Origin of the sequence: Thauera sp. 2A1, assembly GCF_009469595.2 — a bacterium.
Lineage (GTDB): Bacteria > Pseudomonadota > Gammaproteobacteria > Burkholderiales > Rhodocyclaceae > Thauera.
The window spans coordinates 148,492-171,182 of sequence record NZ_SSXV01000006.1; the positions used below are offsets into that span (position 1 = coordinate 148,492).

Annotated in this window: 25 protein-coding genes; 2 read left to right on the forward strand and 23 right to left on the reverse strand. The window is 68.1% G+C overall.

Annotated features, from left to right (window positions below):
* Positions 1–4 precede the first annotated feature (4 nt).
* Positions 5–202 carry a hypothetical protein gene (locus GH664_RS07945; protein ID WP_153167513.1) on the reverse strand — a complete coding sequence of 66 codons (198 nt, stop codon included), beginning with the start codon at positions 200–202 and terminating at the stop codon, positions 5–7.
* Between the two features lie 232 nt (positions 203–434).
* Positions 435–1,238, reverse strand: coding sequence for an alpha/beta hydrolase (locus GH664_RS07950; protein ID WP_153167514.1), 804 nt, complete (start codon positions 1,236–1,238; stop codon positions 435–437).
* A gap of 143 nt (positions 1,239–1,381) precedes the next feature.
* Here GH664_RS07950 and GH664_RS07955 point away from each other — a divergent pair, with 143 nt between their 5' ends.
* Positions 1,382–1,579, forward strand: a complete 198-nt coding sequence (locus tag GH664_RS07955; protein WP_153167515.1) for a DUF2905 domain-containing protein — start codon at positions 1,382–1,384, stop codon at positions 1,577–1,579.
* 8 nt (positions 1,580–1,587) lie between these two features.
* Here the strand turns inward: GH664_RS07955 and GH664_RS07960 are convergent, their stop codons facing one another.
* Genes GH664_RS07960 through GH664_RS07975 form a run of 4 tightly spaced genes read right to left on the reverse strand, consistent with a single transcriptional unit; the run spans position 1,588 to position 6,442 of the window.
* On the reverse strand, positions 1,588–2,850 hold the full coding sequence (locus GH664_RS07960; RefSeq protein WP_153167516.1) for a multifunctional CCA addition/repair protein: 1,263 nt from the start codon (positions 2,848–2,850) through the stop codon (positions 1,588–1,590).
* Positions 2,850–3,494 carry a glutathione S-transferase family protein gene (locus GH664_RS07965; RefSeq protein ID WP_153167517.1) on the reverse strand — a complete coding sequence of 215 codons (645 nt, stop codon included), beginning with the start codon at positions 3,492–3,494 and terminating at the stop codon, positions 2,850–2,852. The genes GH664_RS07960 and GH664_RS07965 overlap by 1 nt, the downstream gene beginning before the upstream one ends.
* A 39-nt stretch (positions 3,495–3,533) precedes the next feature.
* On the reverse strand, positions 3,534–4,490 hold the full coding sequence (locus GH664_RS07970; RefSeq protein ID WP_153167518.1) for a complex I NDUFA9 subunit family protein: 957 nt from the start codon (positions 4,488–4,490) through the stop codon (positions 3,534–3,536).
* On the reverse strand, positions 4,487–6,442 hold the full coding sequence (locus tag GH664_RS07975; protein ID WP_153167519.1) for a lytic transglycosylase domain-containing protein: 1,956 nt from the start codon (positions 6,440–6,442) through the stop codon (positions 4,487–4,489). The genes GH664_RS07970 and GH664_RS07975 overlap by 4 nt, the downstream gene beginning before the upstream one ends.
* Before the next feature lie 45 nt (positions 6,443–6,487).
* On the opposite strand from GH664_RS07975, the gene GH664_RS07980 reads away from it, so the two are divergent.
* Complete coding sequence (locus GH664_RS07980; RefSeq protein WP_228111430.1) at positions 6,488–7,132, forward strand: 5-formyltetrahydrofolate cyclo-ligase; 645 nt, start codon at positions 6,488–6,490, stop codon at positions 7,130–7,132.
* On the opposite strand, the gene ilvA is transcribed toward GH664_RS07980, so the two are convergent.
* From ilvA to GH664_RS08065, 17 genes are all read right to left on the reverse strand, one after another.
* Positions 7,111–8,628, reverse strand: coding sequence for a threonine ammonia-lyase, biosynthetic (ilvA, locus tag GH664_RS07985; RefSeq protein WP_153167520.1), 1,518 nt, complete (start codon positions 8,626–8,628; stop codon positions 7,111–7,113). The two genes, GH664_RS07980 and ilvA, sit on opposite strands and share 22 nt — an antisense overlap.
* Positions 8,629–8,696: 68 nt before the next feature.
* Complete coding sequence (gene hprK, locus GH664_RS07990) at positions 8,697–9,656, reverse strand: HPr(Ser) kinase/phosphatase (protein WP_153167521.1); 960 nt, start codon at positions 9,654–9,656, stop codon at positions 8,697–8,699.
* Positions 9,625–10,110, reverse strand: a complete 486-nt coding sequence (gene ptsN, locus GH664_RS07995) for a PTS IIA-like nitrogen regulatory protein PtsN (RefSeq protein ID WP_153167522.1) — start codon at positions 10,108–10,110, stop codon at positions 9,625–9,627. The genes hprK and ptsN overlap by 32 nt, the downstream gene beginning before the upstream one ends.
* Before the next feature lie 129 nt (positions 10,111–10,239).
* A complete protein-coding gene (gene raiA, locus GH664_RS08000) occupies positions 10,240–10,563 on the reverse strand; it encodes a ribosome-associated translation inhibitor RaiA (protein WP_153167523.1) in 324 nt (107 codons plus the stop codon).
* A 17-nt stretch (positions 10,564–10,580) separates the two neighbouring features.
* Positions 10,581–12,038: an RNA polymerase factor sigma-54 gene (locus tag GH664_RS08005; protein WP_153167524.1), complete on the reverse strand. Its 1,458-nt coding sequence runs from the start codon at positions 12,036–12,038 to the stop codon at positions 10,581–10,583.
* A gap of 13 nt (positions 12,039–12,051) precedes the next feature.
* Positions 12,052–12,774 carry an LPS export ABC transporter ATP-binding protein gene (gene lptB, locus GH664_RS08010; RefSeq protein WP_153167525.1) on the reverse strand — a complete coding sequence of 241 codons (723 nt, stop codon included), beginning with the start codon at positions 12,772–12,774 and terminating at the stop codon, positions 12,052–12,054.
* Positions 12,761–13,210: a recombination regulator RecX gene (gene recX, locus GH664_RS08015; protein ID WP_153167526.1), complete on the reverse strand. Its 450-nt coding sequence runs from the start codon at positions 13,208–13,210 to the stop codon at positions 12,761–12,763. The genes lptB and recX overlap by 14 nt, the downstream gene beginning before the upstream one ends.
* A gap of 23 nt (positions 13,211–13,233) precedes the next feature.
* On the reverse strand, positions 13,234–14,274 hold the full coding sequence (gene recA / locus GH664_RS08020; RefSeq protein WP_153167527.1) for a recombinase RecA: 1,041 nt from the start codon (positions 14,272–14,274) through the stop codon (positions 13,234–13,236).
* Positions 14,275–14,407: 133 nt separating this feature from the next.
* Positions 14,408–14,893, reverse strand: coding sequence for a CinA family protein (locus GH664_RS08025; RefSeq protein ID WP_153167599.1), 486 nt, complete (start codon positions 14,891–14,893; stop codon positions 14,408–14,410).
* A gap of 2 nt (positions 14,894–14,895) precedes the next feature.
* Positions 14,896–15,375: a phosphatidylglycerophosphatase A gene (locus GH664_RS08030; RefSeq protein WP_194270354.1), complete on the reverse strand. Its 480-nt coding sequence runs from the start codon at positions 15,373–15,375 to the stop codon at positions 14,896–14,898.
* 38 nt (positions 15,376–15,413) lie between these two features.
* Positions 15,414–16,373, reverse strand: coding sequence for a thiamine-phosphate kinase (gene thiL, locus GH664_RS08035; protein WP_153167528.1), 960 nt, complete (start codon positions 16,371–16,373; stop codon positions 15,414–15,416).
* A gap of 118 nt (positions 16,374–16,491) precedes the next feature.
* The gene (locus GH664_RS08040; RefSeq protein ID WP_153167529.1) at positions 16,492–17,031 is read right to left on the reverse strand and encodes an SCP2 domain-containing protein; all 540 of its coding nucleotides are present in this window, start codon (positions 17,029–17,031) and stop codon (positions 16,492–16,494) included.
* Positions 17,032–17,048: 17 nt separating this feature from the next.
* A complete protein-coding gene (locus GH664_RS08045) occupies positions 17,049–17,960 on the reverse strand; it encodes a U32 family peptidase (RefSeq protein ID WP_153167530.1) in 912 nt (303 codons plus the stop codon).
* A 46-nt stretch (positions 17,961–18,006) separates the two neighbouring features.
* Positions 18,007–19,011: a peptidase U32 family protein gene (locus GH664_RS08050; protein ID WP_153167531.1), complete on the reverse strand. Its 1,005-nt coding sequence runs from the start codon at positions 19,009–19,011 to the stop codon at positions 18,007–18,009.
* Positions 19,012–19,108: 97 nt separating this feature from the next.
* Entirely contained in the window at positions 19,109–20,569 is a 1,461-nt protein-coding gene (locus tag GH664_RS08055; protein ID WP_153167532.1) for a sodium:solute symporter family protein, read from the reverse strand.
* 207 nt (positions 20,570–20,776) lie between these two features.
* The gene (locus GH664_RS08060) at positions 20,777–21,409 is read right to left on the reverse strand and encodes a trimeric intracellular cation channel family protein (RefSeq protein ID WP_153167533.1); all 633 of its coding nucleotides are present in this window, start codon (positions 21,407–21,409) and stop codon (positions 20,777–20,779) included.
* 35 nt (positions 21,410–21,444) lie between these two features.
* Entirely contained in the window at positions 21,445–22,602 is a 1,158-nt protein-coding gene (locus GH664_RS08065; RefSeq protein WP_153167534.1) for a M20 aminoacylase family protein, read from the reverse strand.
* Positions 22,603–22,691: the final 89 nt, after the last annotated feature.

A 22,691-nucleotide genomic window follows, 5' to 3' on the forward strand; every position in this document is an offset into this window, starting at 1 on the left:
GCGCTCACTCCTGGTTGCGGTAGATCGCCTGCAGGAAGGCGTCGACGTCTTCCGGCGGCGGCTTGCGTGGTGGATGCGCTGGCGCGACGAGTTCCTCGAGATGCGGGATCAGGCCGGGTGGCAGCCAGCCGGCGTTGAGCACCTCATCGTCATAGCGCTCGTCGTCGTGGCTGGCGATTTCAGTGTCGGGGCTCATGTTCATGGCGATCACCCTGGGGACTTCGCGACCATCGCCGGCATGACCGGCGCCCTTCGATCGCGCCGCTGCAATACGCCTGCAGTGGTGGATCGGGGCGCAGGCTCAAGCGTTCGCCGGCATTGCCGGCACCATCCTGGTGCGCCCTTTTTTCATAATGGAGAACGCGGTCGCCACTGGCCAGGGGAAAACGCACGAATTCGGGTTTTCCCCGACCGTGCGGGCACGATCGCGTCCCTCAGAGGTCGCGCTCGTCGAGCCAGCTCGCGATGCGTGCGGCCGCTGTCTCCCAGCTCTGCTCCAGCATCATGCCATGGCCCATGTCGTCGAGGATTTCCGCCTGCCGGCCGTAGGTGGCCGCGGTCATGTGAACCTGGTCGGGCGGGATGAGGTGGTCATGTTGCGCACCCAGGATCAGCATCGGCGGGCGGTGCATGCGCGCAGGCTGCGGCAGGTTGAACAGCGTCATGTCCCACAGCGCGCGGTGCGATTCGGGCTGGCACAGGCGATAGTAGCGGCGCAGCGCGACGGGATCGACGGGCTGATGGAACAGCGCGTCCTGCAGGCTGCGGATGTCCACGTCGGTGCCGTTCATGATGTTGTTGAGGTCCACCAGCAGCCCCGGCTTCTTGAACATCAGGCCCACCGCCGAGCCCATCAGCCCCTGCGGCGGCACCGACGACATCAGCACGGTGGCCGGCGCGTCGTGCTGTTCCAGGTATTTCTGCACCACGATGCCGCCCATCGAATGGCCGACGAGGATCGGCGGAGCCGAGAGGCGCGCGGCCACTTCGGCGACGTCGCGCACGTAATCGTCCAGCGAGTAGGAATCGAGATGGTCGCGCCGCCTGCTTCCACCGTGCCCCGACAGCGACAGCGCGTAGGCCTCCCAGCCGCGCGCCGCGAACCAGGGCAGGAAATGCTCCGCCCAGCACCAGGCCGACACGTAGGCCCCGTGGATGAACAGGATGGGATGGTCGTGCGTGCGGCATGCCGGTGCGTGGCACAGCACCTCGAGTTCGCCGAAGCGGCTGCGGTTCATCGATGGCTCTCCTGCCCGCATGCGTGCGGGCTGCCCCAGTTCTGTAGGGTGATCATCTTGATGCGTCTTCCTTGGGATTGAGGACCGGGCTTGCCGTTGCCCCGCTTTGCGTCTCTAATCGGCGCTTTGCGAAGGGTTGGACCATGCTCAAGTGGCTGCTCGTCATCGTCCTGATGGTGCTGCTGGCCGGCCTCATGCGGCCCGGTGTGTCGCAGCGCCTGGGATTGGGCCGGCTGCCGGGCGACTTCGCCTTTCGCTACCGGGGGCGAGCATATCATTTCCCCTTCGCCACCACGGTGTTGCTGTCCCTGATCGCCTGGATCATTTTGCGGTCGATCTGAGGCGCGCGTCAGCCGATTCCATCACGGCCTGGCGCATCAGCCGCTTCCTGCTGTGGGCGCGCGAGTGCGCGCACTGCAGCGACCCGCGCCGCATGGACCGCCGCGGGAATCTGCGATTTGTCGGCGCAGGCGCGTGCGATCGCGCCCGCATCCACGGCGCGTATCGCCCCCACCGCGGCGCGCCAGCGCAGCGACGGATGCCAGTCGCGCCGGCTGCCGTCCTGGCCGCCGCGGCCGAGATGGTCGGCGGTGGCCGCCTCCAGCATCAGCAGGAAGCGTTCTGGCCGGCGCAGCGCGTCGCAGCGTTCGAGCACCTTCACCATCGTCTCGGGGCGCAGGATGTCGGCCTGTCCCAGGATGCCGTGCTCGCGCGCGAGCATCACTGCGAGGTCGCGGCAATCGGTGGGGGCGCGCAAGCGCTCGGACACCTCGCGCGCGTGTTCGGCGCTCTTCGCCTCGTGGCCGTAGTGGTGAGGCAGGATGTCGGCCGGCGTGTCGGCCTTGCCCAGGTCGTGCAGCAGACAGGCCCAGCGCGCAGCCAGCGGCAGGCTCATGGACGCGGCCTGGTCGATGACCATCAGCACGTGCTCGCCGGTGTCGATCTCGGGGTGATGCCGCGCCGGTTGCGGCACGCCGAAGAGCCGCTCCAGTTCTGGCAGGATGTGGGCGAGCGCGCCGCATTCGCGCAGCGCCCGGATCATGCGCGACGGGTGCGACTCCATCAGCCCGCGCGCGAACTCCTGCCACACGCGTTCGGCGACGAGGTGATCGACTTCGCCCAGCGCCACCATGTGGCGCATCAGCGCCAGCGTCTCGGGCGCGATATGGAAGTCGGTGAAACGGGCGGCGAAGCGTGCCACGCGCAGGATGCGCAGCGGATCCTCGGCAAAGGCCGGCGACACGTGGCGGAATACCCGCGCCTGCAGGTCGGCGACGCCACCGTACGGGTCGATCAGCGTGCCGTCCTCATCGCGTGCGATGGCGTTGATCGTCAGGTCGCGGCGCGCAAGATCTTCCTCCAGCGTGACCTCCGGCGCCGCGTAGCAGACGAAGCCGGTGTAGCCGTTGCCGCTCTTGCGCTCGGTGCGCGCCAGCGCGTATTCCTCGCCGGTGGCCGGATGCAGGAATACCGGAAAATCCTTGCCCACCGGGCGAAACCCCTGCGCCAGCATGTCCTCGGGCGAGCTGCCGACCACGACCCAGTCGCGGTCCTTGACCGGCAGTCCGAGCAGCGCGTCGCGGACGGCGCCGCCGACGATGTAGGCCCGCATCAGCCGTAGAGATCCTCGGCCGGTATGGACTCGGTTTCCGCCAGCGCGGCCGCTTCCCATTCCTTCATCCACGGATTCGCGAGCATCGTCGCCAGGTATTCGCCCGCCGCGCCGTCGGGCTTCACGCCGTAGGTCTTGAAGCGGAAGCACACCGGCGCGAAGGCCGCGTCCGCCAGCGTGAAGCTGCCGAAGAGATGAGGTCCGGTGCCGCCGAAGCGCTTGCGGCAGTCGTTCCAGATCGCCACCACGCGCGCGATGTCGGCATCCACTTCGGGCGTGTGGCCGTGGCCGGTGTAATCCTTGCGGATGTTCATCGTCATGCGGCTGCGCAGGTTCTGGAAGCCGGAGTGCATCTCGGCCGTCACCGCACGCGCCGTCGCCCGCGCCGCGACATCGGCGGGCAACAGTTGTGGCGCCTTCTCGGCGAGGTATTCGCCGATCGCCAGCGAGTCCCACACCGCCAGTCCATGGTCGATGAGGCAGGGCACCTTGCCCGAGGGCGAGTGCGACAGGATGCGCTCGCGGCTGCCGGGGATGAACAGGGGGATACGGATCTCTTCGAAGGTGAAGCCGCCGGCGCGGGCGGCGATCCACGCGCGCAGCGACCATGAAGAGTAGTTCTTGTTGCCGATGATCAGCTTCATCGCGGGCTCCGTGTCAATTGGGGCGGTAGCGGCATGCGCTCAGCGGCGCGCATGCCGCCGGAAGGGATAGTAGCGTGCGCGGCTGGATTTCGTCCCCAGCCAGGTGGGCACCACAGCTTCCAGCGGCGTCGGGTGCAGGCCGAAGGGCAGTGGCACGCCGCTGGCGATGTTGTCGGCGCGCATCGAGCGCACGTTGTCGCGGCTCATCAGTGGTTGCGGCGCGAACTCCATCAGCGTGGCTTGAACCATCGCCAGCGATTCGGGCAAGGGGATGACCGGCCGCGGGCAGCCGACCTGCGCCGAGACGTACTCCACCAACTGGCGCAGGGTGTAGACGGTGGGCCCGGCGAGCTCGAAGATCTGCCCCGCGGCGCCGGGGTCCTGCAGGCTGCGCCACACCACCTCGGCGACGTCCTCCACATAGACCGGCTGGAAGCGAGCGTTGGCGCCCGCCAGCGGCAGCACCGGGACGCTGCGCGCGAGATCGGCGAAGAGATTGAGGAAGCTGTCGCCGCGGCCGAAGATCACCGACGGACGCAGGATGGTCCACGCCAGATCGGCGCCGGTCGAGCGGATCGCCGCTTCACCGGCCGCCTTCGAGCGCTGGTATTCCGACGGCCCGTTGACGTCGGCGCCCAGTGCGCTGATATGCACCAGCCGGCTGACGCCGGCGGCACGGCAGGCGGCGACGATCTTCTTCGGCAGCTCGACGTGCGCGCGCGCGAAATCCGGGCCGTAGGGGGCGCCTGAACGCGAATGCAGGATGCCTACCAGGCTCACCACCGCGTCGGCGCCGGTGAACAGGCGCTCGAGCGCGGCGGGATCATGCACGTCGGCCTCGACCACCTCGGCGTTCGGTAGCAGCAGCAGGTGGCCGGCGCGGCTGCGCCGCCGCGTGGGAACGAGGACATTGACCCCTTCTTCGCACAACCGGTTGGCGATGGCGCTGCCGACGAAGCCGGAGCCACCGATGAGTACGACACGCTTGGGTTTCATTGCAGGTCCCTGTCGTTGGATGTAGCCACGCCCTCGAGGGTGCGCGGCGCGATGGTGCCGAGGCGGGCCTTCAGCGATTGCGGCCGCTTCTCCAGCATGGCGGCGTAGATGACGGTGTTGGTCATGACCTTGCGCACGTAGTCGCGGGTTTCGTCGAAGGGGATCGTCTCGGCGTAGATGGCGCCTTCCAGCGGCTTGTCGTCGCGCCAGCGGCGCGCGCGGCCGGGGCCGGCGTTGTAGCCGGCGCTGGCGAGCACCGGGTGGTTGTCCAGGCCTTCGAGAATCAGGCGCATGTAGCTGGTGCCCAACAGCACGTTGGTCTCGGGATCGCCCAGCCGCCCCGCGTGGTAGTCGCGCAGGCCGATCTTGTTCGCGACCCACTTGCCGGTGGCCGGCATCACCTGCATCAGGCCCTGCGCGCCGACGCTGGAGCGCGCGGGGATCACGAAGCGGCTCTCCTGTCGCATCAGGCCATACACCCAGCTCATGTCCAGGCCCTGGTTGCGTACCTGCGGCTCGATGATGCCGCGGTAGGGCGTGAGGTAACGCAGCTCGAAATTGGCATTGGGGCTGGAACGCTCGGCGGTGTTGATGGCGCGATCGTAGATGTCGTATTTCAGCGCGATGCGCGCCGCGGCCGCGGCGAAGCCGTCGTCGCGGCCGCGCAGCGCCCAGTTCCACTCGCGCACGCCTTCGGTGCGCATGTCGAGGCGGAACAGCGCCAGCGCGCGTGCGAGCCCCGGATCGCTTTCTGCCTGGCGCACGTGTTCTGCACTGGCGGCATCGCCGGCTGGCGGGGGGGCGAACGCGCGGCCGAGTTCCTCCGCGGCGAGGATGCCGTAGAAGCTCGGCTCGCTAGCGATGCGCGCATACTGGGCTTCGGCTTCCGTGCGCTTGCGCGTGGCGGCCAGCGCGCGTCCCAGCCAGTAGGTCCATTCCGGGAGATCACGCTCGGCTGCGGGCATCGCCTCGATGGCGGTGCGCACCGTGGGCCAGTCGAGCGCGCGCAGTGCGCTGCGCACTCGCCAGGCGCGTTGTTGCGCGCTCATCGGCACGTTGCCTGCGGCGCGGAACCATTCGTTCGCTTCCGGCAGCAGGTCCAGCGCGGCCTGCCAGCCGAGTACGGCGAAGGCGTAGGCGCGGTCGCCAGCCTCGAGGCGATCCTGGATGCGCAGCAAACGCACATAGGCGCCGCGCGCATCGTCGCGTGCCATGCGTGCCAGCGCTGCGAGGGCGACTTCGCGCCCCGCCCGTGTCACCGCGAAGTTGGCCGGCAGACGGTCGAGGTACGGCGCGGGTGAGCGCACCGCCTGATCGAATTCACCCATGGCCGGCATGCCCGACGGCAGCCAGGTCAGCGTGGTGCGGGCCGTCGCTGGCGTGCGTCCCTCGACCTGCCGGCGGACGCGCCACCAGACGTCGTCCTCACCCACCATCCCGAGTTCCACCGCGGCGCGCAAGGTCGGCTCGCAGGCGGCCGGGCTGTCGATCAGCTCCGTCCATTGCGCCGCGACTTCGCTCAGCACGCTGCGATCGCCGCTCATCAACCGGGCGGTGCGGGCGTGGCAGCGCAACTCGGTGTCCGGCACCTGCAGGTCGGGATAGACTTGCATGAAGCCGGTCCAGTCGCCGTCCTTGGCCAGCCGGCGCAGCCAGTCGCCGCGCAGGCGCTCGGCGAGCTGGCTACCCGCCTCGGTGACGAGGAACTCGGCGAGCTCGGCGGCGGGAGGCGATTCCGGGCGCGCCAGTTTGTTCGTCAGCAGCCAGTAACGCACGTAGGGGTCGAGCACGTGGCCGTCCTGCGTGGCGGCAAGCCGCTCCAGGGTGTTGCGGTCGCCGCTGCGCAGCGCGTCGCGCGCGGCCAAGATGCGTGCATCGCCGACCTGTCCGATGGCGCCGCCCGACAGCAGCAGCCCCGCCGCCACGACCGCTGCCCACAGCCTCTTCTTCATGCCTTAACATCCTCGCGAACAGCAACAAAACATACCACAGCAGCCATGTCATTTCCCTACCCGACGTCCGATGCCGATGCCTGCGCCAACGTCGACGCAGCGCGCCGCGCGATGCGCGACCAGGCCCTGAAGGCGCGCCAGGCGCTGAGCGGCGAAGCGCGCGCGGACCTCAACGAGCGCCTCGTCGGCCACCTCGACGGCCTGCTCGTCCGGCTGACGCCGGCAGTGCTGGGCTTCTGCTGGCCCTATCGCGCCGAGCCAGACCTGCGCGCTTGCGTCACCCGCTGGCTGGCACAAGGCGGTGCGCGCATCGCTGCCTTGCCGGTGGTGATCGACAAGGGGCAGGCCATGGCGTTCCGCCCGTGGACGCCGGACTGCGCGATGAAGCCCGATCGCCACGGCATCCCGCATCCGGTCGCGGGCGAATTCGTCGTGCCCGACGTGGTGCTGGTGCCCCTCAACGCCTTCGATGCGGAGGGGTTTCGCCTCGGTTACGGCGGTGGTTACTTCGATCGCACGCTGGCGCGCATGCAGCCGCTCGCCGTCGGGGTGGGCTTCGAGCTGGGGCGCGTGGCGTCGGTCCTCCCGCAGCCACACGACATCGCCATGGACTGGATCGTCACCGAGGCGGGCGTGGCACGGCCGCAGCCGCGCCACACGCCGGCGGATCAGCCGAGGAACAGCCGGTAGGCCGGGTTGTCGGTTTCCGCGACGTAGTCGTAGCCGAGCCGTTTCAGGAAATCGTCGAAGGCGGCCTTGTCCTCGGGCGGCACCTGCATGCCGACGAGCACGCGGCCGAAATCCGAGCCATGGTTGCGGTAGTGGAACATCGAGATGTTCCAGTCGGAGCGCAGCCGCGTCAGGAAGTGCATCAGCGCGCCCGGACGCTCCGGGAACACGAAGCGGTAGACCTGTTCGTGTTCGACCTGCGGCGCGTGGCCACCGACCATGTAGCGCACATGGGATTTGGCAACCTCGTCATCGGTGAGGTCGATGGCCGGCAGCTCGTGGCGTCCGAGCATGTCGACCAGCTTGGTGGCTTCGTTGCGGTTGTGCACCGTGACGCCGACGAAGATGTGCGCCTGCTGCGGGTCCGCGTAGCGGTAGTTGAACTCGGTGATGTTGCGGTTGCCGAGCACGCCGATGAACTTGCGGAACGAGCCGGGTCTTTCCGGGATGGTGACCGCCAGCACGGCTTCGCGCTGTTCGCCCAATTCGGCGCGCTCGGCGACGAAGCGCAGGCGGTCGAAGTTCATGTTGGCGCCGGAGGCGATGGCCACCAGGTGCTTGTCGCGCAGCTTGTGGCGCTTGGCGTATTCCTTGGCGCCGGCCACGGCGAGCGCACCGGCCGGCTCGACGATGGAGCGCGTGTCTTCGAACACATCCTTGATCGCTGCGCAGATTGCGTCGTTGTCGACCACGATCATCTCGTCCACATACTGCTGGCACAGGCGGAAGGTCTCGGCGCCGACTTCCTTCACCGCGGCGCCGTCGGCGAAGATGCCGACCTGGTCCAGCGTGATGCGCTTGCCGGCTGCCAGCGAGCGCGTCATGGCGTCGGCATCGACGGCCTCGACGCCGATGATCTTCGTCTCCGGGCGCAGGCGCTTGATGTAGGCCGCGACGCCGGCGATCAGCCCGCCGCCGCCGACGCAGCAGAACACTGCGTGGATGGGCTGCGGATGGTCGCGCAGGATCTCCATGCCGATGGTGCCCTGGCCGGCGATGACGTCAGCATCGTCGAAGGGATGAACGAAGGTCAGCTTCTCGGCCTTCTCGAGTTCCAGCGCATGGGCATAGGCATCGGAGTAGGACTCGCCCGCCAGCACCACCTCGCCACCGCGCGCCGCCACTGCGTCGATCTTGATCTGCGGTGTGGTGCTCGGCATCACGATCACCGCGCGCACCCCGAGCTTCTGCGCCGACAGCGCCACGCCCTGCGCGTGGTTGCCGGCCGAGGCGCAGATCACGCCGCGCTTGAGGGCCTGCGGCGACATTTTCACCATCTTGTTGTACGCGCCGCGGATCTTGAAGCTGAACACCGGCTGCATGTCTTCCCGCTTCAGGTAGAGGCGGTTGTGGATGCGGGCGGAAAGGTTCGCTGCGAGGTCGAGGGGGGTTTCCTCGGCCACGTCATACACCTGGGCGTTGAGGATGCGTTCCAGGTAGTCCGGTGTGGCGGTCATGGCGGCTGCTGCTCTGCGGTAAAGATTCCGAGGGTATCAGCCGATCCCGCACTGCGGCAAGGCCGCGATCAGTCGCCGACGTCGCCGTCGCCGCGATCGGCACCGTGTTCGAGCGCGCGCGTCTGGCGCTCGATGAAATCCTGGGTCGAGTCGATGCCACGCAACTGAAGGATGGCGGCGCGCACCGCGGTCTCGAGCAGCACCGCGAGGTTGCGTCCCGCGGCCACCGGCAGCACGACGCGCTGCACCGGCACCCCGAGGATGCTCTGGCGTTCTTGCTGCATCGGCAAGCGCAGCGGGTCGTTGGTGCCCGGCTGGCGCCGCTCGAGGTGGGCGACGAGGCGCAAGCGCATCTTGCGCCGGCAGGCCGTCTCGCCGAACACGGTGCGGATGTTGAGGATGCCGAGGCCGCGGACCTCGATGAAATCCTGCAGCATCTCTGGGCAGCGGCCTTCCAGTACGTTCGGTCCGATGCGGGCGAACTCCACCACGTCGTCGGCCACGAGGCCGTGACCACGCGAGATCAGCTCGAGCGCGAGCTCGGATTTGCCGGCCCCGGAATCGCCGGTGATGAGCACGCCGACGCCGAGCACGTCCATGAACACGCCGTGCAGCGAGATGCGTTCGGCGAGCTTGCGCGACAGGAAGAGGCGCAGATGGTCGATGACGCTGGCCGACGCCTGCGGTGTCGTGAGCAGGGCCACGTCGCGCGACTGGCAGGCGGCGAGCACCGAGGGTGGCGGTTCGCAGCCGTCGGCGACGATGATCGCCGGCGGTCGCGCCGACAGGATCTCGGTGAGGTGATGGGTGACCTTGTCGTCCGGCTGGCGGCGTGCCCAGGCGAGCTCCGCGGTGCCGAGGATCTGCAGGCGGGTGGGATGGATCAGGTTCAGGTGGCCGACGAGGTCGGCTCCCCAGATCGACTCGTCGCTGACGGCAAGCTGCGCGTCGAGCCTCCCACTGACATGCTTGAGCTGAAGTCTGTCGCGCTGGGCGTCAAACAGTTGCGCTACGCTGATCCGGCGCATCGGAGCCCCAGTTGGCGAACAGCTCGTGGAGTGCGGTTGCGTCCGGCGCGTCCGTCAGGCTCTCCCGGAAGCTGCGGTCGCTGAACATCTGCGCAAGTTCGGACAACAATTGCAGGTGCGTCTCGTTAGCCTGCTCCGGCACCAGCAGCACGAAGATGAGCCTGACCGGCTTCCCGTCCGGCGCGTCGAACTGGACCGGCGAGGAAAGTCTGAGGAAGGCGCCAGCGGCTTCCTTCAGGCCCTTGATGCGGCCGTGCGGGATCGCAACGCCCTGGCCCAGTCCGGTGGAACCGAGCCGCTCGCGCGCGAACAGGCTGTCGAATACCGTGCTGCGGGCAATACCCTGGTTGTTCTCGAACAGAAGTCCCGCCTGCTCGAAAACGCGCTTCTTGCTGCTCGCGTCGAGATCGGCGACCACGTTGGAAAGTGGCAGTAGTCGGGAAATGAGGCTCATGTCGGGAGGCGCGCACCGTTTTGCATGAACGGGGGCCGCGCAGGGGAGGTAGCGGTTCGGGGCGAGGGCGCGTGCGAAAGACGCGCCGATTATACGCTCACCCCGGAAGGAGGACGGAAGCGCCGGGCCTCAGGCCTCGGGGCTCTGATGCTTCAACGAGTCGTGATGGTGGTCGTTCTGCTTCTGCTTGTATTTCTGGACCTGGCGGTCGAGCTTGTCGGCCATGGCGTCGATCGCTGCGTAAAGGTCGTTGTCCTCGCTCTCGACGAAGATGTCCTTGCCGCGCACATGCACGGTGACTTCAGCCTTCTGCTTCAGTTTCTCGATCGACAGGATCACGCTCACGCTGGTGACGTTGTCGAAGTGACGGACAACGCGGTCCAGCTTGGAGGACACGTAGTCGCGAATGGCCGGGGTGACTTCGATGTGACGTCCGGTGATGTTGAGATTCATGGCAACTCCTCTTGTTGTCAAAGCGTTTTGCGCAGACTGACCGGCGGGATATTGAGGGATTCGCGATACTTGGCGATGGTCCGCCTTGCGACCACGATACCCTGCTGGCCCAATAGTTCGGCAATCTTCGCGTCAGACATGGGTTTCTTCCGGTCTTCGGCATCGACCAACTGGCGAATCAGCGCGCGAATCGCCGTCGAGGATGCCGCTCCGCCGGTGTCGGTGGAGACGTGACTGCCGAAGAAATACTTGAGTTCGAACACACCGCGCGGTGTCGCCATGTACTTCTGCGTGGTCACGCGCGAAACGGTGGATTCGTGCAGCTCGAGCTGGTCTGCGATCTCCCGGAGGGTGAGTGGCCGCATTGCCACGTCCCCATGATCGAAGAACTGTCGCTGCTGGTCAACGATGGCCTGTGACACCCGCAGGATGGTGTCGAAGCGCTGCTGCACGTTCTTGATGAGCCAGCGCGCCTCCTGCAACTGGCCGGTGAGGCCTCCGCCCTGGCCGCGGTGTTGCTGCAGGATGCTGGCGTAGAGCTGGTTGATGCGCAGGCGCGGCATGGCCTCCGGGTTGAGCGACACCGTCCACCGGTTGCGTACCTTGCGCACCACCACGTCGGGCAGCACATAGCGCGTCTCCTCGGTCGAATGCTGCGAACCGGGATGGGGGTCGAGCCGGCTGATCAGGGTCTGCGCAGCGCGCAGCGCATCGTCATCGCAGCCGGTCAGGCGCTTGAGCTTGGCGAAGTTGCGTTCGGCGAGCAGCTCGAGGTGCTTGTCGACGATCTCCAGCGCGAGCCTGCGATCGGGCGAGGGCGGCAGCGCGCGCAACTGCAGCGACAGGCATTCCTGCGGCGTGCGCGCGCCGATGCCGGCGGGCTCGAGGTTCTGTACGTGGCGCAGGGCAATGGCGAGTTCGTCCACGTCCACTTCGAGTTCGGGCGGCAGCAGTTCGAGGAGCTCCTCGAGCGTCTGGTGCAGGTAGCCGTCGTCGTCGAGCGCCTCGATGACGAAGCGCACCAGCGCACGATCGCGATCGCTCAGCGGCGACAGCGCGACCTGCAGGTCCAGGTGATCGCGCAGCGAGATGCCCGCGGCCTGGAATTCCTGGTAGTCGACATCGTCGTCATCGTCGCGGCTCGACGAGCTGCCGCTGCCCACGCTCGACCAGTCCATGCCCTCGTCGAGGCCGGGGGCGGCGTCGCCCTCGGTGCGGCTGTCGCCACTTTCAGGGCTGTCGGTTGTCTCGCTGCTGCGCTCGCTGGTGGCGGCGGTGCTGCCGGCCGGGAGGGCCGCGGGCGCAAAGTCGCTGCCGTCGCCGTCCTCGCGCTCGAGCATGGGATTCTCGAGTAGAAAGCGCTCGATCTCCTGGTTCAGCTCCAGCGTCGACAACTGCAGCAGCTTGATCGACTGCTGCAACTGAGGCGTGAGCGTCAGGTGCTGGGAGAGCTTGAGCTGGAGGCTGGGTTTCATGGACGAGCAGCAGTCAGAGGCGGAAATGCTCGCCCAGATAGACCTGGCGAACCTGTTCGTTCTCGATGATCTCGGCCGGCCGGCCGCTGGCCAGCACGCGGCCCTCGCTGATGATGTAGGCGCGATCGCAGATGCCCAGCGTCTCGCGCACGTTGTGGTCGGTGATCAGCACGCCGATGCCGCGCTCCTTGAGGAAGCGGATGATCTTCTGGATGTCGAGCACCGCGATCGGGTCCACGCCGGCGAAAGGCTCGTCGAGCAGGATCAGCCGCGGGCTGGTCGCCAGCGCGCGCGCGATCTCGCAGCGTCGCCGTTCGCCGCCCGACAGCGAGACCGCGGTGTTGTCGCGCAGGTGGGCGATGCCGAGTTCCTCGAGCAGTTCGTCGAGCCGCTCCTCGATCTTGTCGCGCGACAGGCCCTGCAGTTCCAGCACGGCGCGGATGTTCTCGGCCACGGTGAGCTTGCGGAACACGCTCATTTCCTGCGGCAGGTAGGACAGGCCCAGGCGCGCGCGGGCGTGGATCGGGCGATGGGTCAGGACGCTGTCGTCGAGCAGGATCTCGCCGCCGTCGGCGCGCACCAGGCCAACGATCATGTAGAAGCAGGTGGTCTTGCCGGCGCCGTTGGGGCCGAGCAGGCCGACGACTTCGCCGGCGTCCACCTGGAAGCCGACGTCGTGCACCACGGTGCGCGCCTTGTAGCGCTTTTGCAGGCCGGTGACCTTAAGCAGACTCATCGGGTTGCTCTTTCAGCAGCTTGCGGATCACGTCGGTCGCAAAGCCGCGGGTTTGCAGGAAACGGGCCTGACGGGCCCACTCGCGAGGGTCTGCCGGCGACGCACCGAACTTGGCGCGCCACACCATGCGCGCACGTTCGAGTTCAGATTCTACGCACTCGCCGCAGAGCGCTTCGTCGACCAGTTCGCGTTCCACACCACGTCGCGCCAGTTCGCTGCGCATGCGCGCGGCGCCGAAGCGACCGGCCTTGCTGCGCACCCAGGCTTCGGCAAAACGCCTGTCGGACTGCAGCCCCAGTTCGCCCATGCGGTCGATGATGTCCGCGATCTCCGCGTCGCTGCCGTGGCCCGCCAGCTTGCGCGCCAGCTCGGCGCGCGAGTGATCACGTTGCGCCAGGTAGCGCAACGCGCGTTCGCGCAGGCTGGTGTCGCCCATGCCGGCCTCGGCAGATGCAGGCTTCAGGCGGCGGCTGAAGCCGCTGGCGCCTGGGTGGCGAGCGGCGGCATTTCGGGCAGGCCGACCGCGACGCGCACCTTGTTCTCGATCTCGCGCGCCAGCACCGGGTTGGCGCGCAGGAACTCGCGCGAGTTGTCCTTGCCCTGGCCGATCTTGTCGCCGTTGTAGGCATACCAGGCGCCGGATTTGTCGACGATCTTGTGCTCGACGCCGAGGTCGATGATCTCGCCTTCGCGCGAGATGCCCTCGCCGTACAGGATGTCGAAGTGCGCTTCCTTGAACGGCGGCGACACCTTGTTCTTGACGACCTTGACGCGGGTCTCCGAGCCGATGACCTCGTCGCCCTTCTTGATCGTGCCGGTGCGGCGGATGTCCATGCGCACCGACGCGTAGAACTTGAGCGCGTTGCCGCCGGTGGTGGTTTCCGGGCTGCCGAACATCACGCCGATCTTCATGCGGATCTGGTTGATGAAGATCACCAGCGTGTTGGTGCGCTTGATGTTGGCAGTGAGCTTGCGCAGCGCCTGCGACATCAGGCGGGCCTGCAGGCCGGGCAACTGGTCGCCCATCTCGCCTTCGATTTCGGCCTTGGGCGTGAGCGCCGCCACCGAGTCGATGACGACGATGTCGACGCCGCCCGAGCGCACCAGCATGTCGGCGATCTCGAGTGCCTGTTCGCCGGTGTCGGGCTGCGAGATGAGCAGGTCCTCGATGTTCACGCCGAGCTTTTCGGCATAGCCGACGTCGAGCGCGTGCTCGGCGTCGATGAAGGCCGCGGTGCCGCCCAACTTCTGCATCTCGGCGATGACCTGCAGCGTCAGCGTGGTCTTGCCGGACGATTCCGGGCCATAGATCTCGATCACGCGGCCGCGCGGCAGGCCGCCGAGGCCGAGCGCGATGTCCAGGCCCAGCGAGCCGGTGGAAACCGTCTGGATGTCGCGTTCGACGTTGCCGTCGCCCATGCGCATGATCGAGCCCTTGCCGAACTGCTTTTCGATCTGCGAGAGCGCGGCGGCGAGGGCCTTGGCCTTGTTGTCGTCCATGAGAGTCGTTCCTGAGTGATGTCCGGATTATGGCACAGAGATTGCAGGGATGCTGTCACCGATCCCTGATGCGCGCAGTGTAAGACCTGTTAATTCTTACAGCAATCCCGCGCGACGAGCGGCGATGCGGCCATCAGCGCGCAAGCCCGATCAGCTCGCGCAGCGCATGCTCCACCGTCTGGCGGCGCACGGCCTCGCGGTCGCCGGCAAACTGCATCGTCACCGCCCGCGGCGGCAGGTCGCGCCGCGCCCAGGCGAGGCACACCATGCCCACGGGCTTCTGCGCGCTGCCGCCGGCCGGACCGGCGACGCCCGATACCGCCACCGATACGTCGGCGCGGCTGCGCTCGAGGGCGCCGGAGGCCATCTCGCACACCGTTGGCTCGCTGACCGCGCCATGTTGCGCGAGCGTTGCGGGAGACACGCCCAGCATCTCGATCTTGGCCTCGTTCGAGTAGGTGACGAAGCCGCGGTCGAACCAGCCGGAGCTGCCCGCCGTCGCCGTCACCGCCTCGGCGATCCAGCCGCCGGTGCAGGACTCTGCGGTGGCGAGCATCCAGCCGCGCGCGGCCAGCGCCTCGCCCAGCGCGACCGACAGGGCGTCGAGTGTGGACGTCATCATCAGCGGAAGATCGACACGAGGACGGCGAGCGCGAGCAGCGTGTAGCCGGCGGCGACGAGGTCGTCGAACATCACGCCGAAGCCGCCCTTGAAGCTGCGGTCGGCCCAGCGCACCGGCGGCGGCTTGACGATGTCGAAGAAGCGGAACAGCGCCACCGCGATGCCCTGCCACAGCAGCGTCTTGGGGGCGAACACCAGCACCAGCCAGGTCGCGACCATCTCGTCCCACACGATGCCGCCGTGGTCCGGCACGCCCAGCGCGCGGCCGGTGCGCTCGGCGGCGAGGATGCCTGCAGCGAACAGGCTGGCGAGCAGCGCGAGGAAGACGAACTCCGACAGCGGCGTGCGGATCAGCGGATACAGCAGCCACGCCAGCAACGTGCCCATCGTGCCGGGTGCCCACGACGACAGGCCCGAGCCGAAGCCGAGCGAGATGAAATGAGCCGGGTGGCTCAGCATGAAGCGGGCAGTGGGGCGCATGGGCAGGTTCGGGGCGGACGTTGGGGTGGGCGCGGCGCTCAGCCGAAGTGATCGTAGCCGGCGGCGGCGCCCGGGTGAAGGGTGCCATCCGACTCGCGCAGCAGCAGGACGCCCGTGTCGCCGGTGAGGCTGCCGATGCGGTGCAGCGGCAGGGCGAGTCGGCGTGCCATCTCCTGGATCACTTCACGTCGTGCAGGTGGCGCAGAGAACAGCAGTTCGTAGTCGTCGCCGCCCGACAGCAGGCAGCGCCGCGCCGTGGTGGCTGCGGCGCCGGTGGCGAGCAAGGGGGCGAGGGGCAGCGCGGCGATGTCGACGATGGCGCCGACGTGCGAGCGCTCGAGGATGTGGCCGAGGTCACCGAGCAGCCCGTCGGAAACGTCCAGCATCGCGCTCGCGACGCCGCGCAGCGCGAGGCCGAGCGCGACGCGGGGCTGTGGCCGGTGCAGGGCGTCGAGGCAACGGCGGCGGCCTTCGTCGTTCAGGCTCGCTTCGCCCTGCAGCGCGGCCAGCCCCAGCGCGGCCTGCCCGGGCTGGCCCGACACCCAAAGGTCGTCGCCTGCCCGGCCACCATCGCGGGTGATCGCTTGCCCGGCCGGCACTTCGCCGATGATGGTCACCGTCATGTTGAGCGGTCCGCGGGTGGTGTCGCCACCGACCAGATCCACCGCGTAAGCGCGTGCGCAATCGAACAGGCCGCCGGCAAAGGCGGCGATCCAGGCCTCGTCGGCCGCCGGCAGCGCGATCGCCAGCAGGGCCCAGCGCGGCAAGGCACCCATCGCCGCGATGTCCGACACATTGACAGCGAGCGTCTTCCATCCCAGCAGGGCAGGATCGGCGTCGGCGAAGAAGTGCGTACCGGCGACCAGCATGTCGGTGGACACCGCCAGTTGCATGCCCGGGCTGGGCCGCATCAGCGCGGCATCGTCGCCGACCGCGAGGTCGCAGTGCGTCGCCGCGCGGTCGAAGTGGCGCCGGATCAGGTCGAATTCCGAAGGCATGGCAGGCGGTGCGGCAGGCAGCCACGAGGATGTGGGGCCAAAAGCTTACCGCAGAGTCCTGATTCACGCCCGCGATCGCGGTCAGGCCCGCTCCCCGGGACGGGGTCCAGCGTTCGATTCAGCCCCCGCGCCGGCCGGTGAGCTTCGCCTTCAGCGCATCCCAGTCGACCGCATCCAGCGTGTTCTTCACCAGCAGCCCCAGGTCGGTGTCGCCTTCCATGCGCAGGCGGCGGCTGAAGAACAGGGTGTCGGGATCTTCCTCGCGCAGTGCCAGCGCCAGGTAGTCGCGCGTGGTGGCCGAGATGATCAGGTCCGGGCGCACGCCGGCGGCCGCCTTGGCGCGGCGGAAGCCATTGTCGGCGAGGGTGAAGTCCAGCGTCAGGCCGGCGTCCAGCACGCGCATCTGCAGATGGCGGCCGGTGAGCGGTGACAGCGTGTCGCGCGGCAGGATGCGGTCGAGCGCAAGGTTGAGCGCCAGCGTCAGCGCATGGGTCGGCGGCTGCTGCGGCAGGCGCGCGACCAGGCGGGCGACCGGGCGCGGCACGGTGAACGCCGGAATGCGGGCGTTCTGCAGGCGTTCGGCAACGCGCTGGCGCAGGTTGCCGGGCAGCAGCTCGGACAGCGCAGGCAAGCGGGGCAAGGCGGGCAGGGCAGGCATGTTCGTTCTCCGTTCCATCAAGCGGCGACGTATTGCTCCACGCCGGCGCGGCCGTGCCAGAAGCCGTTGCACGGCGCTTCCACCATCAGCGGGCGACAGTCGTCCAGCGCTGCGGTCGGGGTGCGAGCACCGGCGAGCACGGCGCGGAACAGTTCGACGATGGCGCGCGTGTGCGAGCCTTGCGGGCTGATGCGCAGCAGCTCGGCCTTGCCCTGCACGCCGGCGAGGTCGCCCAGCAGGTTGTGCACCCGCGCCGACTGGGTCTGCACGCCGTTCAGCGTCAGGAAGGGCTCGCCCTCGCGCGTGCGCAGCGTGATGCCGTCGTTGATCGCGAGGCAGCGGAACTCGCAGGTGTCCTTCTGCAGGTTGAAGTGGCGCGCGGTGAAGCAGCGCGCCGAGTGCGCCAGCGGCAGCCGGCCGTAGGCGAACACTTCGGTCTCGATCGGCGCGGCGAGCGCGGCGCGCACCTCCGCCAGCGCCGCGCCGGAGATCTCCGGCGCCACCGCCCAGCGCGTCGCGCCGGCGTCGATCATCATCTGCAGCGTCGTCGGGTTGAAGATGTTCAGCGTCGGCCCCGCCACCCAGTCGCGCACGCCGGCCTCGCCGAGCAGGCGCACCGCGCCCATGTCGTTGGCCTCGACGCGGAACCCGGGCTCGCCGTCGGCGCACTGGCGCACGATGCGGCGCAGGGTCTTGAGATCGGATTCCGATTCCACCAGGCCCTGGCTGCTCATCACCACTTCCTTGCCGGCGGCGGCGAGCACCTTGCCGACCTCGAGCCAGTCTTCCAGCCGCAGCTCATGGCGGCGGGAACACACGGTTTCGCCCAGATACACGCTGTCGATGGGGCTGTCGGCGATGTCGGCGTAGAAGTCGAGCACGCTCTGGCGCGGCCAGTAGTAGAGCAGGGGGCCGAGGGCGAGTTTCATGCAGAGGTTCTCACGAGAAATTGACGGAGCGCGGCCGGCGACGGGGTCACTTCCATGGCCGGTAGTAGGCGCCCAGCGTGTGGCTCTGGCCTTCCGAGACCTTGTTCAGCTCGGCCATCCAGGCCGGCGTCACCTGGAAGGCGTCGGGCGCGGCCTGCAGCCTGTCGAGCGCAGCGCGCCACACCCTGGTGACCTGGGCGACATAGGCCGGGCTGCGCTGGCGGCCTTCGATCTTGATCGCGCGGATGCCGATGCGCGCGAGCTCGGGCAGCAGCTCCAGCGTGTTGAGGCTGGTCGGCTCTTCCAGCGCGTAGTAGGTCTCGTCGTTGACGTCGAAGCGGCCCTTGCACAGCGTCGGGTAGCCGGCGCGCTCGCCGTCGGCGAAGCGATCGATCAGGATGCCGTTGAGCCGCGTCTCCATGCCGCGCGGCGTGTCTTCCCAGCGCACATGCTTGCCCGGCGAGCAGGCGCCGTTGCAGTTGGGCGATTCGCCGGTGGCGTAGGCGGACAGCGCGCAGCGGCCTTCGACCATCACGCACAGGCCGCCGAAGCCGAACACTTCGATCTCCACCGGCGTGTTGGCGATGACCTGCTCGACCTGCGCCATCGACAGCACCCGCGGCAGCACCGCGCGCTGGATGCCGAAGCGCTCGCGGTAGAAGTTGATCGCCTCGTAGCTGGTGGCCGAGCCCTGCACCGACAGATGCAGGCGCAGTTGCGGATGGTTCTGCGCCGCGTAGGCCATCAGCCCGGGGTCGGCGAGGATCACCGCATCGACGCCGTATTCTGCGGCGCGGTCGATGGCCGCCGTCCATGACGGCCAGTTCGAGGCCTGCGGATAGGTGTTGAGCGCCAGCAGCACCTTGCGTCCGCGCGCATGGGCGTAGGCGATGCCTTCGCGTACCTGCGCAGGGTCGAAGTTGAGGCCGCTGAAATTGCGCGCGTTGGTCGCGTCCTTGAAGCCGAGATAGACGCAGTCGGCGCCGTGGTCCACGGCGGTCTTGAGGGCGGGCAGGCTACCCGCGGGGCAGACGAGTTCGATCCGGTGCATGGCTTCCCGCCGCGTGCTGAGCAAACGGGAAGGATAGTCGAGCGGTCTGGCGGGAGCTTTGACGGGTGTCAAAGCGGTCCGCCTGCCGCGACGCTCCTCAGCGCCCCGGGTGCTCCGGCTGGATCTGCAGGTGGGCGGTGTGGCCGTGGCTCGGGCGGGCGAGCTTCTGCGGCAGCAGCGAGCCCAGCACCATCGCCGCGACCCCCGCCAGCATGCCGGCAAAGTGCGGCGGCACGTCCGCCTCGGGCGTGAGGATCTCGAGCACCACCCATACCACCAGGCCGACGAAGATGGATGCCAGCGCGCCCTGGGTGGTGGCGCGCTTCCAGTAGAGGCCGAAGGCGAGCGGTACGAAGGCGGTGGCGAGCGTCACCTTGTAGGCGTTCTCCACCATGCCGTGGATGCTTTCGTCGGTGTGCGTGGCGTACCAGGTCACCAGCAGCGAGAAGCCGACCACCACGAAGCGCGTCAGCCACAGGAACTGGTGGTCGCTCATGCGGCGGAAGGTGCTGCGCAGGATGTTCTCGGAGAAGGTCACCGACGGCGCCAGCAGCGTGCCCGAGGCGGTGCTCATGATCGCTGACAGCAGCGCGCCGAAGAACATCACCTGCGCGAACATCGGCGTGTGCTGCAGGATCAGCTGCGGCAGGATCTGCTGACTGTCGCTCTGCTGGTACTTCGCGACGAGCTCCGGGTCGATCAGCGTGGCCGAATAGGCGATGAACAGCGGCACGAACGCGAACAGGAAATAGCCCGACCCGCCCAGCAGCGTGCCGGTGACCGCGGTGCGCTCGTTGCGCGCCGAGTTCACGCGCTGGAACACGTCCTGCTGCGGGATGGAGCCGAAGCCCATGGTCAGGATGCCGGCCAGGAAGGCGACGATGTCCTTCGCGTCCAGCGCCGGCAGGAAGTTGAGCTTGCCGGCAGCGTTCGCATGGTTCACCACCGTGCCCACGCCGCCGGCCATGTCGCCGACCAGCCAGGCGATGTAGATGAGGCCGATGATGATGATCGTCATCTGCATGAAGTCGGTCAGCGCCACCGACCACATGCCGCCAAACAGCGTATACACCAGCACGATGCCGGCGCCGATCAGCATGCCGGCGTTGTTCGAGATGGCGCCGTCCGACAGGATGTTGAACACCAGCCCGAGCGCGGTGATCTGCGCCGACACCCAGCCGAGGTAGGAGATCACGATGGCGATCGAGCACAGCACTTCCACCGTGCGGCCATAGCGGATGCGGTAGTAGTCGCCCAGGGTCAGCAGGTTCATGCGGTACAGCGGACGGGCGAAGAACAGGCCGACGAGGATCAGGCACAGTGAGGCGCCGAAGGGGTCGGACCACAGCCCGCGCAGCCCCTTGTCGATGAAGGTGGCCGAGATGCCGAGCACGGTCTCCGAGCCGAACCAGGTCGCGAACACCGTCGCGGTGACGATGTACAGCGGCAGGTGGCGGCCGGCGGCGACGTAGTCGGTGGAGTTCTTCACCCGCGTGGCCGCGTACAGGCCGACGCCGATGGAAACGAGGAGATAGGCGATGACGAAGCCGATCAGCATGGCGCGGGCAGTCCTCGGGCAGACGCAGGGGCAATACGGGCGGCCTCGCTTGCCGCCCACCGGGTTGGCGGCTGTTTTGCTGCACAGCCGCAGGGCGCGAATATTGCCCCATCGCGCAGCGCTGCGAAAGGTGCGCAACGCCGCCTAAGGTGTTCAGGGGAAGGGGAAATTATTCTCGACCGGCGTGCGCACCGGCCGTGCGGCGATTCACTTCGAGGTCGACAGCCAGGACGGCAGGCGCCAGTCAAAGGCCACCGACAGCAGCCGCGACCCTGTCGCGGTGGCAATGCCGATGAGGCTGGCGCTCTCGGCGCTCATGCCCAACGAATGCATGGCGAGGAACGCGCCGCAGCCGGCCAGCGCGCACAGCGTGTAGGGCTGATGGTCGCGATACACCTTGGGGATCTCGTTGCACAGCACGTCGCGCGATACGCCGCCGAAGACGGCGGTGATCGCGCCCATCAACAGGGCGACCAGCGGCGGCATGCCGGCGGCGGTGGCGATTGAGGTGCCGGATATCGCGAACAGCCCCAGGCCGAAGGCATCGGCCAGCTCCATCAGCCAGCCGCCCAGCTTGTGCCGCAGGGTCATCAGCCACAGCGGCGCCGACAGCACCAGCAGCAGCACCAGCCAGAGATAGACCTCGTGCTGGATCCAGAACAGCGGCCGGCGGTCGAGCAGGACGTCCCGCACCGTACCGCCGCCGAACGCGCTGACGAAGGCGACCGAAAACACGCCGACGATGTCCATGCGCTTGCGCGTGGCTTCGAGCAGGCCGGACATCGCAAAGGCCAGGGTGCCGCCGACTTCGATGGCGATGAACAGGGCGGAAAGTTTCATGTGCGCGCGGTGCCGGCGCCGGTCGCCGGTGGTTCTTACTTGAGGAAATGCTCGGTTAGCGCAACCCAGTAGGCCGCGCCGATGGGCAGGTTGCGGTCGTCGAAATCGTATTCCGGATGATGCACCATCGGCGTGTCGCCGTTGCCGATGAAGCAGTAGGTTCCGGGCTTGTGCTGCGCATAGTAGGCGAAGTCCTCGCTGCCCATGAAGGTCGGTCCGGGCATCACCACCTGGTCTTCCCCGAGCAGGGCACGCGCGACGTCGGCGGCTTCGGCCGTCTGCTGCGGGTCATTGACCAGTACCGCGCCGGGGGCGCCTTCGCGGATCTCGAAGCTCACGCCGAACGACAGGGCTTGCGCCGCGGTGATCGCGCGCACCTTGTCCAGCACCAGCTTGCGGGTCTCGGGCGCGCTGCTGCGGATGCTCAGGCGCAGGGTCGCGGTCTGCGGGATGACGTTGCCCGCGTCGCCGGCGAGGAAGGCGCCGACCGACACCACGGCGGAATCCTTGGCGGCGACGTTGCGCGACACGATGGTCTGCAGCGCCATCACCAGCGAGGCGCCGGCCACCACCGGGTCGATGCTCTTCTCGGGCATGGAGCCGTGGCTGCCCTTGCCGGTCAGCACGATCTCCCAGTTATCGACTGCGGCCATGATCGGGCCGGTGGTGAAATACAGCTTGCCGCGTTCCAGCGTCGGCATGTTGTGCATGCCGAACACCGCGTCCATCGGAAAGCGCTCGAAGAGGCCGTCGCGGATCATCGCCGGCGCGCCGCCCATGACCTCTTCGGCGGGCTGGAAGATCAGGTGCACCGTGCCGTTGAAGTTGCGGGTGCGTGCCAGGTACTGGGCGGCGCCCAGCAACATCGCGCTGTGACCATCGTGGCCGCAGGTATGCGACTTGCCTTCGATGGTGCTCCTGTGGTCGGTGTCGTTGATCTCCTGCACGGCCAGCGCATCGGTGTCGGCGCGCAGGCCGATCGCCTTGGAGCCGTCGCCGGCGCGCAGCGTCGCCACCACGCCGGTCTTGCCGACGCCTTCGGTGACTTCGTAGCCCCAGCCGCGCAGCAGCCCGGCGATGTAGCTGGCCGTGTTGTGTTCGTCGAAGGCGATTTCCGGGTGACGGTGCATGTGATGCCGCCACGCTTCGATTTGCGGCTGGTCTTCAGTCAGTGCGGTGAGCAGGGTGTTCATGATCTTGAATCCTCTGGAATCTGAAATCGGGGTGCGGTACGCCGGGCGCGTCTGCTGCGTCCCGCCAGGGATCCGGTCCTGGCGGTGGC

What these genes read in the sequence shown, in the direction of transcription:
- GH664_RS07955 (WP_153167515.1), top strand. Translation starts at nt 1,382, where the DNA reads ATGCTCAAGTGGCTGCTCGTCATCGTCCTGATGGTGCTGCTGGCCGGC.
- recX (WP_153167526.1), bottom strand. Translation starts at nt 13,210, where the DNA reads ATGGGCGACACCAGCCTGCGCGAACGCGCGTTGCGCTACCTGGCGCAA.
- GH664_RS08050 (WP_153167531.1), bottom strand. Translation starts at nt 19,011, where the DNA reads ATGCACCGGATCGAACTCGTCTGCCCCGCGGGTAGCCTGCCCGCCCTC.
- raiA (WP_153167523.1), bottom strand. Translation starts at nt 10,563, where the DNA reads ATGAATCTCAACATCACCGGACGTCACATCGAAGTCACCCCGGCCATT.
- hprK (WP_153167521.1), bottom strand. Translation starts at nt 9,656, where the DNA reads ATGCGCCGGATCAGCGTAGCGCAACTGTTTGACGCCCAGCGCGACAGA.
- GH664_RS07950 (WP_153167514.1), bottom strand. Translation starts at nt 1,238, where the DNA reads ATGAACCGCAGCCGCTTCGGCGAACTCGAGGTGCTGTGCCACGCACCG.
- GH664_RS07965 (WP_153167517.1), bottom strand. Translation starts at nt 3,494, where the DNA reads ATGAAGCTGATCATCGGCAACAAGAACTACTCTTCATGGTCGCTGCGC.
- GH664_RS08055 (WP_153167532.1), bottom strand. Translation starts at nt 20,569, where the DNA reads ATGCTGATCGGCTTCGTCATCGCCTATCTCCTCGTTTCCATCGGCGTC.
- GH664_RS08040 (WP_153167529.1), bottom strand. Translation starts at nt 17,031, where the DNA reads ATGCCTGCCCTGCCCGCCTTGCCCCGCTTGCCTGCGCTGTCCGAGCTG.
- GH664_RS07980 (WP_228111430.1), top strand. Translation starts at nt 6,488, where the DNA reads ATGTCATTTCCCTACCCGACGTCCGATGCCGATGCCTGCGCCAACGTC.
- GH664_RS07975 (WP_153167519.1), bottom strand. Translation starts at nt 6,442, where the DNA reads ATGAAGAAGAGGCTGTGGGCAGCGGTCGTGGCGGCGGGGCTGCTGCTG.
- GH664_RS08065 (WP_153167534.1), bottom strand. Translation starts at nt 22,602, where the DNA reads ATGAACACCCTGCTCACCGCACTGACTGAAGACCAGCCGCAAATCGAA.
- GH664_RS07970 (WP_153167518.1), bottom strand. Translation starts at nt 4,490, where the DNA reads ATGAAACCCAAGCGTGTCGTACTCATCGGTGGCTCCGGCTTCGTCGGC.
- GH664_RS08025 (WP_153167599.1), bottom strand. Translation starts at nt 14,893, where the DNA reads ATGACGTCCACACTCGACGCCCTGTCGGTCGCGCTGGGCGAGGCGCTG.
- GH664_RS07960 (WP_153167516.1), bottom strand. Translation starts at nt 2,850, where the DNA reads ATGCGGGCCTACATCGTCGGCGGCGCCGTCCGCGACGCGCTGCTCGGA.
- GH664_RS08005 (WP_153167524.1), bottom strand. Translation starts at nt 12,038, where the DNA reads ATGAAACCCAGCCTCCAGCTCAAGCTCTCCCAGCACCTGACGCTCACG.
- thiL (WP_153167528.1), bottom strand. Translation starts at nt 16,373, where the DNA reads ATGCCTTCGGAATTCGACCTGATCCGGCGCCACTTCGACCGCGCGGCG.
- GH664_RS08030 (WP_194270354.1), bottom strand. Translation starts at nt 15,375, where the DNA reads ATGCGCCCCACTGCCCGCTTCATGCTGAGCCACCCGGCTCATTTCATC.
- recA (WP_153167527.1), bottom strand. Translation starts at nt 14,274, where the DNA reads ATGGACGACAACAAGGCCAAGGCCCTCGCCGCCGCGCTCTCGCAGATC.
- GH664_RS07945 (WP_153167513.1), bottom strand. Translation starts at nt 202, where the DNA reads ATGAACATGAGCCCCGACACTGAAATCGCCAGCCACGACGACGAGCGC.
- ptsN (WP_153167522.1), bottom strand. Translation starts at nt 10,110, where the DNA reads ATGAGCCTCATTTCCCGACTACTGCCACTTTCCAACGTGGTCGCCGAT.
- GH664_RS08045 (WP_153167530.1), bottom strand. Translation starts at nt 17,960, where the DNA reads ATGAAACTCGCCCTCGGCCCCCTGCTCTACTACTGGCCGCGCCAGAGC.
- ilvA (WP_153167520.1), bottom strand. Translation starts at nt 8,628, where the DNA reads ATGACCGCCACACCGGACTACCTGGAACGCATCCTCAACGCCCAGGTG.
- lptB (WP_153167525.1), bottom strand. Translation starts at nt 12,774, where the DNA reads ATGAGTCTGCTTAAGGTCACCGGCCTGCAAAAGCGCTACAAGGCGCGC.
- GH664_RS08060 (WP_153167533.1), bottom strand. Translation starts at nt 21,409, where the DNA reads ATGAAACTTTCCGCCCTGTTCATCGCCATCGAAGTCGGCGGCACCCTG.